The organism is Ramlibacter agri (assembly GCF_012927085.1).
GTDB classification, from domain to species: domain Bacteria; phylum Pseudomonadota; class Gammaproteobacteria; order Burkholderiales; family Burkholderiaceae_C; genus Ramlibacter; species Ramlibacter agri.
The window spans coordinates 67459-82924 of record NZ_JABBFX010000003.1 but is presented as its reverse complement, the minus strand read 5'-3'; the positions used below and the strand labels follow the sequence as shown (position 1 = coordinate 82924).

Here is a 15466-nt window from a genome sequence, read left to right as displayed (position 1 = left end):
CCTCGTTGTGATCGCCGATTGCTAGGTTGCGGGCCGTTCCCAGCCCAGGACGCCGGCCTCCTTGCCGGCCACCGAATAAAGCGCCCCCGGTGCATTGCGGGTGCGCTGGAACTCCTCCAGGGTTTCGCCGCGCATGGCGGCGTAGATGTGCAGGTTGGACACGCCGGTGACGGCGCCCAGCTTCTCCAGCACGAAGAAGATCGCGCCGTACTGGATCAGGCCGCGCCAGTCGCGCCGGCGCACCAGGTCGCGCTCTTCGCTCGTGAGCGCGGCGCGTTCGCAGGCGGCTTCTTCGTCGGCCAGGAAGGCGGCGCGGTGATCGGGCTGCACCAGGTCGTGCAGGAAGCGGTTCAGCCGGTAGCCGCGCACGCTGCGCTCCAGGGTGAAGGGGTAGCTGCCTTCCAGCTTCTCCACGCCGGCGGTCTGCAGGCTTTCGTGCGCGCGGCGGCGCGCCAGCTCCGCGGCCGAAGGCGCGCTCGCCAGGTCCTCGTAGATCGCGGTGGCGATGCCCGTCATCGACGGCAGGTAGTAGCTGCGATGCAGGCAGCGCACCTGCGCGGACAGCGCGCCGCGCAGCACCAGCCACATGATCACCTCGGCGCCTTCGACGCCGCCCAGCTCCGCGTATTCGGCGTGCGTCATGCTCGCCAGGCGCTCGGGGTCGCGCTCGAACAGGTCGAGGAAGCGCTCGTCCCAGGCCGTGTTGTTGAAGCCCGCGCGCTCGCCGTGCACCTGGTGCGACAGGCCGCCGGTGGCGACCACAGCCACGCGCAGGTCCTGCGGATAGCTCTCGATGGCGCGGCGGATCGCCTGGCCCAGGCGGAAGCAGCGGCGCGCTGTCGGCAGCGGGAACTGCAGCACGCCCACCTGCAGCGGCACCAGCTTCACGGGCCAGCCGCCCTCGTGCGGCACCAGCATCGACAAGGGCGAGAAGCAGCCGTGGTCCAGCGCCTTCTCCTGGAAGAAGGACATGTCGAACTCGTCGGCCATCAGCGCGCGGCCGATGTGCGCCGCGAATTCCGGGTGGCCAGCCACCGGCGGCAGGTCGCGCGCGCCGCCGCCTTCGTCGGCCACCGCCCAACGCTCGCCCACGCCCAGCGCGAAGGCGGAGTAGTGGTCGAAGAAGAAGGAGGTGACGTGGTCGTTGTAGACGAACAGCAGCACGTCGGGCCGCTCCTTCTGCAGCCATGCGCGCAACGGCTCGAAGCCTTCGAAGATCGGGGCCCACACGGGATCGCTGCGCTTGTCGCGGTCGAAGGCGAAGCCGATGGTGGGCGTGTGCGATGCGGCGATGCCGCCGATGAGTGTGGCCATGGGAAGGAAGTTGGGGGATTGCCGGCGCGCTCACGCAGGTGGCGGCTCGCTCGTGCGGCGCATTCTCGGGATGGCCCGTGGCCCTGGGGAGATGCCGCGCTCCGGGGCGTGATAACGCGCGGTTATCACGCGCCTCTTCACTCGTCCGCGCTGTTTATGATGGGCCGATGAAACTGTCGTCACTGCAGGCGCTGGTCGCCGCGGTCCAGGAAGGCAGCCTGCGCGCCGCCGCCCGCCGCCTCGACATCTCGCAGCCGGCCCTGACCAAGGCGGTGCGCGAACTCGAACGCGAGATCGGCGCGCCGCTGCTCCTGCGCTCACGCGCCGGCGTCGTCGCCTCGACGCAAGGCCGCGCGCTGTACGAAGCGGCGCTGCGCGTCGATCGCGAGCTCGCCGGCGCGGCGGAACAGATCGAGCAGCTCGGTGGCCACATGGTCGGCGAGATCAAGGTGGGCGCCGTGCCGCAGGCGCTGATCCTGCTGATTCCGGAGACGTTGCGCACCTTCTGCAGCGAGTTCCCGGAGATCCGCCTGCGCGTCACCGAGGAGCTGTACGTGGCGCAGCTCGCGAAGCTGCGCGATGGCGCGGTGGACCTGCTGGTCGGGCCCTTGCCCACCGGCCTGGCGGCGGGCGAATTCGTGACGGAGGCGCTGCTGCCGCTGCAGATGGCCGTGGTGGCGCGCCAGGGCAGCAAGCTGGCGCGCGCCTCCTCGCTGAAGGAGCTGGCCGCCGCCCGGGCCAAGTGGGTCTACACCAGCCAGTCCGGCGGCGCCGGCTACGTGCAGGACCTGTTCCGCCACCATGGCCTGGAGCCGCCGCCGGCGCTGGCGGTGGGCAACTCCACGCTGGCGCTCTGGTCGATGATCACGGGCGGCGACTACGTCGGCCTGATGCCGCTGGCGATCGCAGGCCATCCGCTGGGCGCGCACGGCATGAGCATCGTGCCGATCCAGGAAGGCCACCTGAAGCTGACCGTGGGCGTGATGGCCCGCAAGGACACGCTGCTGAAGCCCGTGATCCGGCATTTCATGGCGCACCTGCAGCGCGCGGCCCACCACGCGCTGGGCGACATGGGCGCGGCCGCGGCCTGAAACGGCGCCCGGGCGAAGGCTGACGCTCAGTCCGCCTGGTCGAGGTTGGCGCGCACGCGTTCCAGCAGCGCCAGCAGTTGCTGCCGCTCGCCCTCGTCCAGGCCCTTCACGGCGACGGTCGCCAGCTTCTTCGCCTGCCGGCGCAGCGCCTGGTGCGCGGCTTCGCCTTCCGCGGTGAGGTGCAGGTGCTGGCTGCGCCGGTCTGCCTCGTCGGCGCGCGCTTCCAGCAGGCCGCGCTCGCGCAGGCCGGCGATCAGGCGCGCCAGCTGGCCCTTGTCGCGGCCGGTGTGCGCGACCAGCTCGCTCTGCGTCGCGCCCGGGTGGCGCGCGAAGAACCCCAGCGCCTTGCCTTCCACGTGCGTCACGGGCTGCTCGGCTTCGCGCAGCACCTGGTACTGCCGCGAGCGCCAGGCGTGCATCACGCCATGGATGGCATCGAGCACCTCGTCCGGCGCGTTCACCCCTTTGTTGACAAGGTCAACCGATTTGCGGATCATGGATGACATTATCAACCAACAACACATATCCATGCAGACAACGCAGAGGCGCGTGCAACGCGTCCGTCACGAGCTCAAGCGGCGCAACGTCGAGGTCGCCGCGGTGGCGCCGGCCGGCGCCGGCTTCCGGGCCATCACCTTCGCCGGCGAGGACCTCGCCGATTTCCTGTCGGCCTCCTTCGACGACCACGTCAAGTTCATGGTCGGCGACGACGTGCGGCGTGACTACACCCCGCGCCGCTGGGACAACGCGGCGCGCACGCTCACCATCGAGTTCGCGCTGCACGGCCACGGCCCGGCCGCCAGCTGGGCGCGCGCGGCGAAGCCGGGCGACAGCGCCGTGATCGGCGGGCCGCGTGGTTCGATGATCATCCCCACCGACTACGACTGGCACCTGCTGGCCGGCGACGCCAGCGCCCTGCCCGCCATCACGCGGCGGCTCGAGGAGCTGCCGGCGGGCACGCGCGCGATCGTCATCGTGCAGGCCGAACCCGAGGACCGGCGCGAGCTGGCCAGCGCCGCGCAGGTCGACCTGCGCTGGGTGCGCAGCGAACAGGAATTCGTTGCCGCGCTCCGCGCGCAGGCGCTGCCGGCCGGCGAGGGCTACGCCTGGGCGGCCGGCGAGGCCTCGGTGATGAAGGAAGTGCGCGGGGTGCTGCTGCAGGACAAGCAGCACCCCAAGGAAGCCATGCGCGTGGCGGCGTACTGGAAGCGCGGGGCTGCAGCGCACCACGAGAACCTGGAAGACTAGATCTGTAGCCTCAGGGCGCCAGGCCGCGCAGCCCGGCGCGGTCCGCCGCGCGCTGCACGCTGCCGTCGCGCCGCACCTGCTCGGCAAACTGGTTCAGGAAAGGCAGGGCCGCCTCGCGGCCCTTGGGGATGGCGGGCGCCAGATGTTCGGCACCCCAGCTTCCGGGCAGCACGCGGCTTTGCGGCACCTGGTCGGCCAGTTCGAACAGGATGCCCTTGTTGGTGGCGAAGGCGGCGATCTCGCCCTTCTTCAAGGCGTCGGCCGCGGCGGCCAGCGACGGGAACGTCCGCAGCTTCGCCTGCTGCAGGCGGCCGCCCAGCGTGCGCTCGGAGGAGCTGCCCTGGCTGACGCCGATGACAAGGCCCGCGCGGTCGATCGCATCGACCGCCTGCACCGGCGAACCGGGCGGCACCAGCACGCCCAGTTCCAGCTGCACCAGCGGGTCGGCGAAGTCCACCAGCCTGGCGCGTTCGGCCGTCGAATTGGTGACGGTGAAGTCCGCTTCGCCGCGTTGCAGGGCCGCGACCACTTCGGCGACACGCGGGTAGACGACGATGCGCGCCGGCACGCCCAACTGCTGCGCCAGCGCGCGGCCCAGGTCCACGCTGACGCCGCGCATGTCCGCCTCCGGCGCCTGCCGCACCAGCGAAGTGGGGCTGCCCGGGTAGACGGCGATGCGCAGCGCGCCGGTGGGCGCCAGCAGCGCCGCGGGTGGTGGCGCGGTCGGCGCCGAGGCGCAACCGGCCAGCAAGGCGCCGGCCAATGCCGCGGCCAGCAGGGCGCGGCGTGCCAGCCAAGTCGAATCGGGACGGTTCATGGTCAGCCTCCGGGCGCAAAACGCCGGAACATACCAGAACCCGTCAGAGGGATTTCGCAGGGATGGTGCCGCCAGCCCGCACGAAGTTGCCGCCACCGAGATGGTGGATCGTCTGCAGGTCCGCGTTGTCCGGGCGGAACTCCCAGTGGCCGTTGGCGAAGATGCGCGGGTCGGCCGCGGCCGCCACCACTTCGCCGAAACAGGTGTCGTAGGCCTGCTCGGTGTGCGGCTCCGGGATCAGCCGGCATTCCAGCCAGGCGGCGCAGCCCTCCTCCAGCACCGGCAGGCCCAGCACTGGCCCGGGCCGGGCGGCGATCCCGAAAGCCGTGAACTTGTCGGTGTCGCGCCCGCTGCGGCTGCCCACCGCGTAAGTCAGGTCCACCAGCGCCGTGCCGGGCAGGCACAGGGCGAAGCCGCCGCTGGCCGCGACCAGCTCGCGCGTGTAGGTGCTCTTGTCGATGACGACGGCGATGCGGGGCGGCGTGAACTCCACCGGCATCGACCAGGCCGCGGCCATGATGTTGCGGCGTCCGCCGGCGGCGCTGGTGACCAGGACGGTGGGGCCGTGGTTGACGAGACGGCTCGCATGCGCGAGCGAGACTGACTGGAAGCTGCTGGGCATGATCCAGGCATTGTGCAGCGCGCTACCATCGCGCCCATGCGAATCCTGCTGGTCGAAGACGATGCCGTCCTGCGCGGCGTCATGTTGCGGCGCCTGCGCGAAGCCGGGCACCGCGTGGACGAGGCTGCCTCCATCGAGGAGGCAGACCACTTGTGGCGGGTGCAAGCCTTCGACGCGGTGGTGCTGGACCTGAACCTGCCGCTGTCCGCCCGCAGCCATTCCGGCCTGGGCAGCGGCCTGGGCCTGCTGCGCGCGGCCCGCGCCCGCGGCGACCGGACGCCGGTGCTGGTGCTCACGGCGCGCAACCGCACGGACGAGCGCATCGCCGGCCTGAACGCCGGCGCCGACGACTACCTGGGCAAGCCCTTCGACCTGGGCGAGATGGAAGCCCGGCTGCGCGCGCTGGAACGCCGCCACGCCGGCAGCAACGACCAGGTGTCGGTGGGCCAGCTCATGCTGGACCGGGTGGCCCGCCGCTTCCAGCTGCACGGCCAGTTGCTGGAAATGCCGGCGCGCGAATTCGAGGTGTTGTGGGAGCTGATGACGCCGCCCGGGCGCGTCTGCAGCAAGCGCGAGCTGTCCGCCAAGCTGTCCGAGCTGGACGACCTGCTGCCCGACAACGCGCTGGAAGCCTTCATCTCGCGCCTGCGCAAGAAACTCGCCGGCTCGGGCGCCCAGATCCGCACGCTGCGCGGCCTGGGTTACCTGGTGGAACCCGAGGCTTGAGCGACTCGCCCAGGCCCGTAGGGTGCGCAGCTTGCTGCGCAACATGCGAAGCGCCTCGCGCGGTGCGCAGCAAGCTGCGCACCCTACAAATGCGGCAATCGCAGGCGGCCAGCCCATGACCGAGGCGCCGCGCCCACCGAGCCTGGTGCAGCGGCTGCTGCGCACGGTGCTGCTGCCGCTGGGGCTGATGTGGGTGGCGGGTACCGTGGTTTCGTTCGCCGTGGCGCAGTATTTCGCCCAGCACGCCTTCGACCGCTCGCTGCTGGACGACGCCTACCTGCTGTCGGCCCACGTGCGCCCCGAGCACGGGCAGCTGACGCTCGACCTGACGCCGAAGGAGGTCAACACCATCCTGTACGACCAGGACGAGACCATGTACTTCAGCGTGCGCGGCCCGGACGGCCAGGTGCTGGCCGGCGACCCGGGGCTGGCGCCGAACGCCCATTCCGGCCCGGCCTACGAGTTCGCCGACATCGCCTTCGCCGGCAAGATCCTGCGCTCGGTCACCTTGCACAACGGGCTGCCGGCCCGCTTCGACGTGGTGGTGGCCCAGACCACCAACGAGCGCAACGCCGTGCTGCGCGAGCTGATGTTCTATTCGCTGCTGCCGCAGATCGCCCTGCTGGCGCTGCTGTGGGCCTGGCTGCGGCGCTCGATCCGGCGCGACGTGCAGCCGCTGTCGACGCTGCAGAAGGCGCTGGGCAACCGCAGCTCGGAAGACCTGTCGCCCGTGCCCACCGAAGCTTCCACCCGCGACCTGCAGGCCCTGGGGCTGGCCATCAACGCCCTGCTCCAGCGGCTGGACCGCAGCATCCGGGCGCAGAAGGAATTCGCCGGCAACGTGGCCCATGAGTTGCGCACGCCGCTGGCCGGCATCCGCGCCCTGGCCGAATATGGCCTGGGGCACGCCGAGCCGGAAGTCTGGCGCCAGCAGCTGGTGGCCATCGCCGGCAGCGAGGTGCGGGCCACCTCGCTGGTGGACCGTCTGCTGGCCATGGCGGTGGCCGCCGAGGCGGAAAGCGGCCTGCGCCTGCAGCCCCTGGCCCTGGACGCCGCGGTGCGCGACTGCGTGCTGCGCTTCATCCGGCGGGCCGACGAGGCCGGCGTCGACCTCGGCGCGCGCGGCATCGACCAGCCGGTCTGGGTGGCCGCCGAGCCGACCTTGCTGGACGGCATCCTGACCAACCTGATCGACAACGCGCTGCGCTATGGCGTGTCGGCCTCGGTGGCCGAGCCGGCGGTGACGGTGGCCGTGGAGCAGGCCGGCGACGAAGTGCGGCTCTCGGTCCAGGACAACGGGCCGGGCGCCCCGCACGAGCAGCAGGTGGAGCTGGCGGACCGCGGCACCCAGGGCGAAGCGGGCCAGCTGCTGGGCCAGGGCGCGGGGCTCGGGCTGGCGCTGGTGGCGCAGTACGCGCGCCTCATGAACGCCCGCATGGCGCTGCGCAGCGGCGAAGACGGCCGCGGCTGGGTCTGCGAAATCACCTTCCGCGCTGTCGCTTCGCCGGCTTCCTGACCGCCCCCTAGGGAAGACCCTAGGAGCTCGAAAGAGCGGTGTTTTCATTGGGGAAAGCGGTCCCGGAGCCACGGGCGTTTGTGACGCTACGTAATATCCACCACCCTTCAGGTCAGTTTCCGGTCAGGCGACGGGCACGAACATCGCCCGCACTTCATCTCACGGTTCCCCCAATGAACGACCGCAACCTGGCCAGAGGCTTGTTCCTCATGGCCCTCTCCCTGACCTTCGGGCTGACTGCGTTGAAATACCCGATCGGCGACCTGAGCCGCGCGGGTCCGGGCCTGTTCCCGGCCGTGATCAGCAGCATGCTGCTGCTGATCGGCATCGCGATCGTGATCCGCTCGCGGTTCGTCGAGAAGGTGCCGCTGGGCGTGCACTGGAAGAACATCTGCATCATCCTGGGCGCCCTCTGCGCCTTCGCCGTGGTGACCCTGCTGATCAACATGCTGCTGGCGATCATCGTGATGGTGTTCATCGCCACGCTGGCCGGCACCAGCTACTCCTGGAAGCGCAACGTGAAGATCTGCATCGGTCTTTGCGCCATGGCTTTCGTGTTCGCCAAGCTCCTCGGCATGAACCTGCCCCTGTACTGACATGGAAGTCCTGCATAACCTGGCGTTCGGCTTCAGCCACGCCCTCACGATCCACAACCTGATGTACTGCGCCATCGGGTGCGTGGTCGGCACCCTGGTGGGCCTGCTGCCCGGCCTGGGCCCGCTGGCGACGATCTCGATCCTGCTGCCGCTGACGTACTCGATCGACACCACCGGCGCGCTGATCATGCTGGCCGGTATCTACTACGGCGCCCAGTACGGCGACTCTGTGTCGGCGATCACGATGAAGATCCCGCACGCGAGCTCGATCGTGGCCTGTATCGACGGCTACGCGATGACGCTCAAGGGCAAGACCGGCCTGGCTCTGTTCACGGCCGGCCTGTCCAGCTTCATCGGCGGCACCGTGGCCATCATCGTGCTGGCCTGGTTCGCGCCCATGCTCGGCGAAGTCGCCTTCCTGTTCGGCCCCGCGGATTACTGCGCGCTGATGCTGGTGGGCTTCGTCTGCGTGTCCTTCGTGACCACCGGCTCGCTGCTGAACGGCCTGGCCATGTGCCTGATCGGCGTGCTGCTCGGCCAGATCGGCACCGACGTGAACTCCGGCATGCAGCGCTTCACGATGGACCTGCCCTTCCTGGCGGACGGCATCGGCGTGGTCTCCATCGCCCTGGGCTGCTTCGGTATCGCCGAAATCACCAAGAACCTGGATGCCCGCGAAGAGCGTTCGCCCTTCAACGGCGCCATCAAGCTGATGCCGACCTGGGCCGAGTTCAAGCGGATCTGGCCGAGCGCCCTGCGCGGCTCCCTGGTGGGTTCCTTCCTGGGCATCCTGCCCGGCGGCGGCCCGACCATCGCCCAGTTCGCGGCCTACGCGATCGACAAGAAGGTCAGCAAGTACAAGCACGAGATCGGCTCCGGCTGCATCGAAGGCGTGGCCGGCCAGGCTGCCGCCGACGAAGCCGCTGCCCGTACGTCGTTCATTCCGCTGATGTCCATCGGCATCCCGGAAAACGCCGTGATGGCGCTGATGATGGCCGCGTTCATCATCAAGGGCATCCAGCCCGGCCCGAACATGATCGCCGGCCACCCCGAACTGTTCTGGGGCCTGGTGGCGTCGATGTGGATCGGCAACTGCTTCCTGCTGGTGCTGAACGTGCCGCTGGTGCGCTACTGGCTGTCGGTGTTCAAGGTTCCGTACAACGTCCTGTTCCCCTGCATCCTGTTCTTCTGCTGCATCGGCACCTACTCGGTCAACAACAACGTCGATGACATCTTCATCACGGCGGCGTTCGGCCTGATGGGCTACATCATGATGCGCCTGGAACTGGATCCGGCCCCGCTGATGCTGGGCTTCATCCTGGGCCCGATGCTGGAAGAGAACTTCCGCCGCTCGCTGCTGCTGTCGCGCGGTTCCTTCTCGATCTTCGTGACCCGCCCGATCAGCGGCACCCTGCTGGGCCTGATCCTGATCTTCATCATCTGGCAGGTGACGTCGTTCTTCCTGGCGCAAGGCAAGAAGAAGAAGGCCGCGGCCGAACTGACTGAGCAGCCCGCCTAAGGCGCTGCGCCCTCAAGCAACGAAGCCCCTTGCGCGAGCAAGGGGCTTTTTTGTTGGCCGCCGGAAGCTTGGAACCTATCCCCGACGAAGACCTGCGAGGCGAGCCTTAGCCGGTCCGCGCGCCGTTGCCGGCCTTCGCCCGATCGTCAGATCCTGTCCTTGTCCATCCACGCCTGCAGCAGCGTGTGCGTGACCGCCAGCACCACCGGGCCGACGAAGATGCCGATGAGGCCGAAGGCGATCAGGCCGCCGATCACGCCGATGAAGATGAGGACCAGCGGCAGGTCCGCGCCCATCTTGATCAGCATCGGCCGCAGCACGTTGTCCAGCGTGGTGACGACGATGGTCACCACCAGCAGGAAGGTGCCCCAGCCCGGGGAGCCGGACCAATACAGCCAGATCACCGGCGGCACGAGCACGATGCCGGCGCCGATCTGCGCCACCGCGGCCAGGAACATGACCGCCGTCAGCACCGAAGCGAAAGGAACGCCGGCAATCGCCAGGCCGACCCCGCCGATCACGCTTTGCACCAGCGCCGTCACCACCACGCCCAGCGCCACGCCGCGGATCGCCTGCCCGGACAGCCGGATCGCGTTCTCGCCCGAAGCGCCACCCAGGCGGGCACCGAAGCGCAGCACCCATCGCCCGGCGTCCTCGCCGCGCCAATAGAGGAAGGCCGCCGCCAGCACCGTCATGAAGAACTGCAGCACCAGCGCGCCCAGCCCGCCGGCGCGCGCCACCAGCCAGCGCGTGAGCGTCCCGGCGTAGGGCGACACCATGGCCACCATGGCCTGCATGCCGCCGGTGGCCAGGTCGCGCCACAGCCGCGCGGCGGTGTCGCCGACCAGCGGCAGCGACTCGACCCAGCCGGGCGGCTGAGGCAGGTGGAAATCCTTCAGCTGGCGGGCCCACTCGGCAATGTCGTCGGCGTGGACCACCAGCGTGCCCACCGTGGCCGTCATCGGCACCACCAGCACGAGCAGCAGGATCACGGACATGATCGTCACGGAGGCCCAGCGCCGGCCCTTCAGGATGCGGTCCAGCGCCAGCAGCATCGGCCAGGTGGCGACGACGATCATGATGGCCCAGATGAGCGCGCCCAGGAAAGGCCGCAGGATCCAGAAGCAGGCCCCCATCAGCGCGCCGATGAACAGCACGGAGAGGACGAGGCGCGTGAGGTCGTTTCGCTGTTCAGTCACGCTGCGCAGTTTACCGATGGCGGGGCCCCGCGCCGCCTGGGACCTTGGTCTCACCAGCCGGCGCCGGCATGCTGCGGCGCGGGAGCACGGCGCGCGGGTCTTGGCTTAGCATGGGCCTGCCATGGCCAAGCGCCTCCTTCTCGCCATCGCCTGCGTGGCCGCGTGCAGCGGCGCCAGCGCTGCCGCGTGGTTCCCGGTCCCGGGCGCACCGGAAGTGAACGTGGACCTCGGTTCGCTAGAGCAGCAGGGCCAGCGCGTGGTGCTGTGGGTGCGCTGGTGGGGCCGGGCCCCGCTGCTGGCGCAGGACGCGCCGGCCGTGCATCGCAGCACCTTGCGCCTGGAATTCGATTGCGGCGCACGCGCCGTGCGCATGCTCGAAGCGCAAGGACATGACGCGCAAGGGCGCGCGGTGTTCATGTCCAGCGTGCCGGGCCCGTCCCGCAAGGTCACGGGCGAGGACCTGGCCTGGACTTACGACGCGGTGTGCGAGGCAGCGCGGGCCGGCTCCTGAGCCGGCCCCAGGCGCAGCAGCTCGAACACCTCCGCATAAGGCAGCGCGCTGCCCAGGGCCTGCGCCGCACCGCGGTTCACCTGCAGCACGCGCTCGTCGAAGCCCGTGCCGCGTGTGCGCAGGTTGCGCTCCTGCTGCGAGCGGTGGCAGCGCAGCAGGCATGCCTTCCAGTCCGCCTCCTCCTGGTCGAAGCCGCAGAACAGGTCTACCCGCATGTCCGCCGTCTTCGCGTCCTGATTGAGGCAAGCCCAGGCGTTCAGGCCCTGCTCCGCCGCCACCGCGCGCACGGCCTCGAAGGTGCGTCGGTGCGTGCGATTGCTGTCGTTGCCGTGCGGCAAGAACAGGAGATCGGGGCGGCGGCCCGCCATCCAGGCGCGCAGTCCGGCGAGCTCGTCTTCGTCCGCTTGCTCCCAGAGGCGCAGGAAGTGCAGCCGCCCGGGCGGCAGGCCGAAGAAGGCGCAGCTGGCGCGCTGCTCCTCTTCGCGCAGCGCGGTCTTCTCCTCGGTGCTGGCCTCGCCATCGACGCCGTTGGCCCCGTTGGTCATGACAGCAACCTCGATGGCATGGCCTTGCATGTGCAGGTGGCGCAGGGTGGCGCCGATCGCGTCGAAGTCGTCGGGATGCGGCGCGATGACGGCGACCTGCAGCGGCCGCGGGAGATGCAGCTCGCGCAGCGAGCGCGGCCCCGCGCCGATTTCGAACAGGTCCGCGCTCACCGCACGAACAGCAGCGCCGGCTGCTCCAGCAGGGCCCGCACGGCCTGGATGAAGCGGGCCGCATCCATGCCATCCACCACGCGGTGGTCGAAGGACGAGGACAGGTTCATCAGCTGCCGCCCGACGACGGTCCCATGACGGAAGACCGGCCGCTCCACCATCCGGTTGACGCCGACGATGGCGACCTCCGGATGGTTGATGACGGGCGTGGAGACGATGCCGCCCAGCGCGCCCAGGCTGGTGAGCGTGATCGTGGAGCCCGAGAGCTCCTCGCGCGTGATGCGGCCGCTGCGCGCCGTCTCCGCCAGCCGCGCGATCTCGCGCGCCAGCCCCCACAGGTCCTGCGTCTCGGCATGGCGCAGCACCGGCACCAGCAGGCCGGAGTCGGTCTGCGTGGCGATGCCCAGGTGCACCGGGGCGTGGCGCGTGACGATGCCGGCCTCGTCGTCGAAGCGCGCGTTCATCTGCGGGAAGTCGGCCAGCGAATCGAGGATGGCACGGGCGATGAAGGGCAGCAGGGTGAGCTTGCCGCGCTCTTCGCCGTACCTGGCATTGAGCTGCTGGCGCAGCGCCTCGGCTTCGGTGACGTCGATTTCCTCGACGTAGGTGAAGTGGGGGATGCGGCGCTTGGCTTCCTGCATCTTCTGGGCGATGCGGCGGCGCAGGCCGATGATGGGGACCTGTTGTTCGCCTTCGTTCGCGGGGGGAGCTGGGGTCGCTTCGCGAACCCGGCCTGCAGGCGGAGCCGACGTGGTGGTAGCTGGCTGGCCGCCGCGCGAAGCGAGATAGACATCGAGGTCGGCCTGCGTGATGCGGCCGGCCGGCCCGCTGCCATGCACGTATTGCAGGTCGATGTTCAGCTCCCAGGCGCGGCGGCGCACGGCGGGCGAAGCGATCGCGCGCTCGTCTGGCGTACGCGTCGGCGCAGGGGATGCGAGTGGAGGCGGCGGCGCGGGCGCCGTAACGACGGCAGCGGTGGCCGCAAGTGCCGGTGCGGCCACGGGCGCCCGCGCGGCGTTGCCGGCGCCCTCCACTTCCAGCCGGATCAACTCGGCGCCCACGGCCATGCGCTGCCCCGGCTCGCCGCCCAGCGACTTCACCGTGCCGGCCACCGGCGAAGGAATTTCCACCGTCGCCTTGTCGGTCATCACGTCGGCCAGTACCTGGTCCTCGGCCACCGCCTCGCCGGGCGCCACGCGCCACTTCACCAGTTCGACTTCGGCGATGCCTTCGCCGATGTCGGGCATGCGGATCGTGTACTGCCCCATCACTCCTCCAGGACGCGGCGGTAAGCCGCGGCGACGCGCTCCGGAGTCGGAAAGTAATTCCACTCCTGTGCATGCGGATAAGGCGTGTCCCAGCCGGTCACGCGCTCGATCGGCGCCTCCAGGTGGTAGAAGCAGTTCTCCTGCACCAGCGAGGACAGCTCGGCGCCGAAGCCGCTGGTGCGCGTCGCTTCATGCACGACCACGCAGCGGCCCGTCTTCTTCACCGACTCCACGACCGGGTCGAGGTCCATGGGCCACAGCGAGCGCAGGTCGATGATCTCCGCATCCACGCCGCTTTCGCGCGCCGCGGCCTCGGCCACCCAGACCATGGTGCCGTACGCCAGCACGGTCACCTGCTGGCCGGGCCGGAACACCGACGCCGTCTCCAGAGGCACGCTGTAGTAGCCCTCGGGCACCTCGGCCAGCGACTGCCCCGACCAGGACACGACCGGCCGGTCGTGGTGGCCGTCGAAGGGACCGTTGTACAGGCGCTTGGGCTCCAGGAAGATCACCGGGTCCTCGCACTCGATGGACGCGATCAGCAGGCCCTTGGCGTCGTAGGGGTTGCTGGGCATCACGGTGCGGATGCCGCACACGTGCGTGAACAGCGCCTCCGGGCTCTGGCTGTGCGTCTGGCCGCCGTAGATGCCGCCGCCGCAAGGCATGCGCAAGGTCAGCGGGCAGGTGAAGTCGCCGGCCGAGCGATAGCGCAGGCGCGCGGCCTCGGACACGATCTGGTCCGACGCCGGATAAAAGTAGTCGGCGAACTGGATTTCCGCCACCGGCCGCAGGCCGTAGGCGCCCATGCCCACGGCAATGCCGACGATGCCGCCTTCGTTGATGGGCGCGTCGAAGCAGCGCGAAGCGCCGTACCTGGCCTGCAGGCCTTCGGTGACGCGAAAGACGCCGCCGAAGTAGCCGACATCCTCGCCGAACACCACCACGCGCGGGTCGCGCTCCATCATCACGTCCAGCGCGCTGCGCAGCGCCTGGATCATGGTCATGGGCTTCTTCGTGCCCGCGTCCTGCGCCTGCTCCGATTCCCGCGTCTTCGCCAACATGTCTACAGCCCCAGTTGCTGCCGCTGCCGGCGCAGGTGCGCGGGCATTTCGGCATACACGTCTTCGAACATCGAGGCCACGTTCGGGATGTGGCCGTCGAGCAAGGTGCCGTGGCTTTCGGCTTCCTTCTGCGCCGCCGCCACTTCCGCTTCCAGCTCCTGCTGCACCTTCTCGTGCTCCTGCTCCGACCAGATGCCCAGCGCGACCAGGTGCTGCTTCAGCCGCGCGATCGGGTCACCCAGCGGGAAGCGCTGCCAGTCGTCCGCGGGCCGGTAGCGCGAAGGATCGTCCGAAGTGCTGTGCGCGCCGGCGCGGTAGGTCACCCACTCGATCAGGGTCGGGCCGAGGTTGCTGCGCGCGCGCTCGGCAGCCCAGCGCGTGGCCGCGTACACCGCGAGGAAATCATTGCCGTCGACGCGCAGCGAAGCGATGCCGTTGCCCACGCCGCGCGCGGCGAAGGTGGTCGACTCGCCGCCCGCGATGGCCTGGAACGTGGAGATGGCCCACTGGTTGTTGACGACGTTCAGGATCACCGGCGCGCGATAGACGTGCGCGAACGTCAGCGCAGTGTGGAAGTCCGATTCGGCGGTGGCGCCATCGCCGATCCAGCCGCTGGCGATGCGCGTGTCGCCGGAGATCGCCGAGGCCATCGCCCAGCCCACGGCCTGGATGAACTGCGTGGCGAGGTTGCCCGAGATCGAGAAGAAGCCCTTCTCCTTCGACGAATACATCACCGGCAACTGGCGGCCCTTCATCGGGTCCCGTTCGTTGGACATGAGCTGGCACATCAGCTCCACCAGCGACACGTCTTCGCGGCCCAGCAGCAGGCCCTGCTGGCGGTAGGTGGGGAAGCACATGTCGCCGGGTTCCAGCGCCATCGCATGCGCCACCGCGATCGCCTCCTCGCCCAGGCACTGCATGTAGAAGGAGATCTTCTTCTGCCGCTGCGCCATCATCATGCGGGCGTCGAAGATGCGCGTCTTCATCATGCCGCGCAGGCCGTGGCGCAGTTGCTCGTGCGAGATAGCCGGCGCCCACGAGCCGACCGCGCGGCCCTCGTGGTTGAGGACCCGGATCAGGCGATACGCGAGGTCCTGCGTGTCGAAGTGCGTGGTATCGACGGCGGGCCGGCGCACGCTGCCGGCCTCCGACAGCCACAGGTAGGAAAAGTCGGTGGCGTGGCCCGGCCGGCCGGATGGCTCGGGCACGTGCAGGCGCAACGGCGGGTGCGAACTCATGGGCTTGTCTCCAGGCCGAGGTGA

General features: G+C 69.8%; 16 protein-coding genes. 7 read left to right on the top strand and 9 right to left on the bottom strand.

Annotated elements, in window-relative coordinates; translation table 11 throughout:
• Nucleotides 1–21: 21 nt before the first annotated feature.
• Nucleotides 22–1314: a gallate dioxygenase gene (locus tag HHL11_RS24970; RefSeq protein ID WP_169421325.1), complete on the bottom strand. Its 1293-nt coding sequence runs from the start codon at nt 1312–1314 to the stop codon at nt 22–24.
• A gap of 167 nt (nt 1315–1481) precedes the next feature.
• Between HHL11_RS24970 and HHL11_RS24965 the strand changes: the two genes are divergently transcribed.
• Nucleotides 1482–2405: a LysR family transcriptional regulator gene (locus tag HHL11_RS24965; RefSeq protein ID WP_169421324.1), complete on the top strand. Its 924-nt coding sequence runs from the start codon at nt 1482–1484 to the stop codon at nt 2403–2405.
• Nucleotides 2406–2431: 26 nt separating this feature from the next.
• On the opposite strand, the gene HHL11_RS24960 is transcribed toward HHL11_RS24965, so the two are convergent.
• Nucleotides 2432–2902: a MarR family winged helix-turn-helix transcriptional regulator gene (locus tag HHL11_RS24960; protein ID WP_169421323.1), complete on the bottom strand. Its 471-nt coding sequence runs from the start codon at nt 2900–2902 to the stop codon at nt 2432–2434.
• Nucleotides 2903–2954: 52 nt separating this feature from the next.
• Here HHL11_RS24960 and HHL11_RS24955 point away from each other — a divergent pair, with 52 nt between their 5' ends.
• Nucleotides 2955–3653 carry a siderophore-interacting protein gene (locus tag HHL11_RS24955; protein WP_342593273.1) on the top strand — a complete coding sequence of 233 codons (699 nt, stop codon included), beginning with the start codon at nt 2955–2957 and terminating at the stop codon, nt 3651–3653.
• 10 nt (nt 3654–3663) lie between these two features.
• On the opposite strand, the gene HHL11_RS24950 is transcribed toward HHL11_RS24955, so the two are convergent.
• Nucleotides 3664–4470, bottom strand: coding sequence for a transporter substrate-binding domain-containing protein (locus HHL11_RS24950; protein ID WP_169421321.1), 807 nt, complete (start codon nt 4468–4470; stop codon nt 3664–3666).
• A 43-nt stretch (nt 4471–4513) separates the two neighbouring features.
• Complete coding sequence (locus HHL11_RS24945) at nt 4514–5092, bottom strand: flavin reductase family protein (protein WP_169421320.1); 579 nt, start codon at nt 5090–5092, stop codon at nt 4514–4516.
• Nucleotides 5093–5128: 36 nt separating this feature from the next.
• Here HHL11_RS24945 and HHL11_RS24940 point away from each other — a divergent pair, with 36 nt between their 5' ends.
• The 4 genes from HHL11_RS24940 to HHL11_RS24925 all read left to right on the top strand — a co-directional run bounded on the left by HHL11_RS24940 (nt 5129) and on the right by HHL11_RS24925 (nt 9449).
• A complete protein-coding gene (locus tag HHL11_RS24940; protein WP_169421319.1) occupies nt 5129–5818 on the top strand; it encodes a response regulator transcription factor in 690 nt (229 codons plus the stop codon).
• A gap of 115 nt (nt 5819–5933) precedes the next feature.
• Nucleotides 5934–7334: a sensor histidine kinase gene (locus HHL11_RS24935; protein WP_169421318.1), complete on the top strand. Its 1401-nt coding sequence runs from the start codon at nt 5934–5936 to the stop codon at nt 7332–7334.
• A 209-nt stretch (nt 7335–7543) separates the two neighbouring features.
• Nucleotides 7544–7930, top strand: a complete 387-nt coding sequence (locus HHL11_RS24930; protein WP_169421317.1) for a tripartite tricarboxylate transporter TctB family protein — start codon at nt 7544–7546, stop codon at nt 7928–7930.
• 1 nt (nt 7931) lies between these two features.
• Nucleotides 7932–9449 carry a tripartite tricarboxylate transporter permease gene (locus HHL11_RS24925; RefSeq protein ID WP_169421316.1) on the top strand — a complete coding sequence of 506 codons (1518 nt, stop codon included), beginning with the start codon at nt 7932–7934 and terminating at the stop codon, nt 9447–9449.
• A gap of 146 nt (nt 9450–9595) precedes the next feature.
• On the opposite strand, the gene ydiK is transcribed toward HHL11_RS24925, so the two are convergent.
• On the bottom strand, nt 9596–10648 hold the full coding sequence (gene ydiK, locus HHL11_RS24920) for an AI-2E family transporter YdiK (RefSeq protein WP_169421315.1): 1053 nt from the start codon (nt 10646–10648) through the stop codon (nt 9596–9598).
• A gap of 121 nt (nt 10649–10769) precedes the next feature.
• Between ydiK and HHL11_RS24915 the strand changes: the two genes are divergently transcribed.
• On the top strand, nt 10770–11159 hold the full coding sequence (locus tag HHL11_RS24915; protein WP_169421314.1) for a surface-adhesin E family protein: 390 nt from the start codon (nt 10770–10772) through the stop codon (nt 11157–11159).
• On the opposite strand, the gene HHL11_RS24910 is transcribed toward HHL11_RS24915, so the two are convergent.
• The 4 genes from HHL11_RS24910 to HHL11_RS24895 are packed head-to-tail and all read right to left on the bottom strand — an operon-like array spanning nt 11120 to nt 15442.
• The gene (locus HHL11_RS24910) at nt 11120–11875 is read right to left on the bottom strand and encodes a PIG-L deacetylase family protein (protein ID WP_342593272.1); all 756 of its coding nucleotides are present in this window, start codon (nt 11873–11875) and stop codon (nt 11120–11122) included. The two genes, HHL11_RS24915 and HHL11_RS24910, sit on opposite strands and share 40 nt — an antisense overlap.
• Nucleotides 11872–13143, bottom strand: a complete 1272-nt coding sequence (locus HHL11_RS24905) for a dihydrolipoamide acetyltransferase family protein (RefSeq protein WP_169421313.1) — start codon at nt 13141–13143, stop codon at nt 11872–11874. Before HHL11_RS24905 ends, HHL11_RS24910 begins: the two co-directional genes overlap by 4 nt.
• Nucleotides 13143–14204 (bottom strand): alpha-ketoacid dehydrogenase subunit beta, encoded by a 1062-nt coding sequence (locus tag HHL11_RS24900; protein WP_425355224.1) that lies wholly within the window; start codon nt 14202–14204, stop codon nt 13143–13145. Before HHL11_RS24900 ends, HHL11_RS24905 begins: the two co-directional genes overlap by 1 nt.
• Nucleotides 14205–14206: 2 nt before the next feature.
• Nucleotides 14207–15442, bottom strand: coding sequence for a 3-methyl-2-oxobutanoate dehydrogenase (2-methylpropanoyl-transferring) subunit alpha (locus HHL11_RS24895; protein WP_169421312.1), 1236 nt, complete (start codon nt 15440–15442; stop codon nt 14207–14209).
• Between the last annotated feature and the right edge of the window lie 24 nt (nt 15443–15466).

Bases quoted from the DNA above. Each gene is read 5' to 3' on its own strand.
- HHL11_RS24970 (WP_169421325.1), bottom strand. From the start codon at position 1,314: ATGGCCACACTCATCGGCGGCATCGCCGCATCGCACACGCCCACCATC.
- HHL11_RS24965 (WP_169421324.1), top strand. From the start codon at position 1,482: ATGAAACTGTCGTCACTGCAGGCGCTGGTCGCCGCGGTCCAGGAAGGC.
- HHL11_RS24960 (WP_169421323.1), bottom strand. From the start codon at position 2,902: ATGATCCGCAAATCGGTTGACCTTGTCAACAAAGGGGTGAACGCGCCG.
- HHL11_RS24950 (WP_169421321.1), bottom strand. From the start codon at position 4,470: ATGAACCGTCCCGATTCGACTTGGCTGGCACGCCGCGCCCTGCTGGCC.
- HHL11_RS24945 (WP_169421320.1), bottom strand. From the start codon at position 5,092: ATGCCCAGCAGCTTCCAGTCAGTCTCGCTCGCGCATGCGAGCCGTCTC.
- HHL11_RS24940 (WP_169421319.1), top strand. From the start codon at position 5,129: ATGCGAATCCTGCTGGTCGAAGACGATGCCGTCCTGCGCGGCGTCATG.
- HHL11_RS24935 (WP_169421318.1), top strand. From the start codon at position 5,934: ATGACCGAGGCGCCGCGCCCACCGAGCCTGGTGCAGCGGCTGCTGCGC.
- HHL11_RS24930 (WP_169421317.1), top strand. From the start codon at position 7,544: ATGGCCCTCTCCCTGACCTTCGGGCTGACTGCGTTGAAATACCCGATC.
- HHL11_RS24925 (WP_169421316.1), top strand. From the start codon at position 7,932: ATGGAAGTCCTGCATAACCTGGCGTTCGGCTTCAGCCACGCCCTCACG.
- HHL11_RS24915 (WP_169421314.1), top strand. From the start codon at position 10,770: ATGGCCAAGCGCCTCCTTCTCGCCATCGCCTGCGTGGCCGCGTGCAGC.
- HHL11_RS24905 (WP_169421313.1), bottom strand. From the start codon at position 13,143: ATGGGGCAGTACACGATCCGCATGCCCGACATCGGCGAAGGCATCGCC.
- HHL11_RS24900 (WP_425355224.1), bottom strand. From the start codon at position 14,204: ATGTTGGCGAAGACGCGGGAATCGGAGCAGGCGCAGGACGCGGGCACG.
- HHL11_RS24895 (WP_169421312.1), bottom strand. From the start codon at position 15,442: ATGAGTTCGCACCCGCCGTTGCGCCTGCACGTGCCCGAGCCATCCGGC.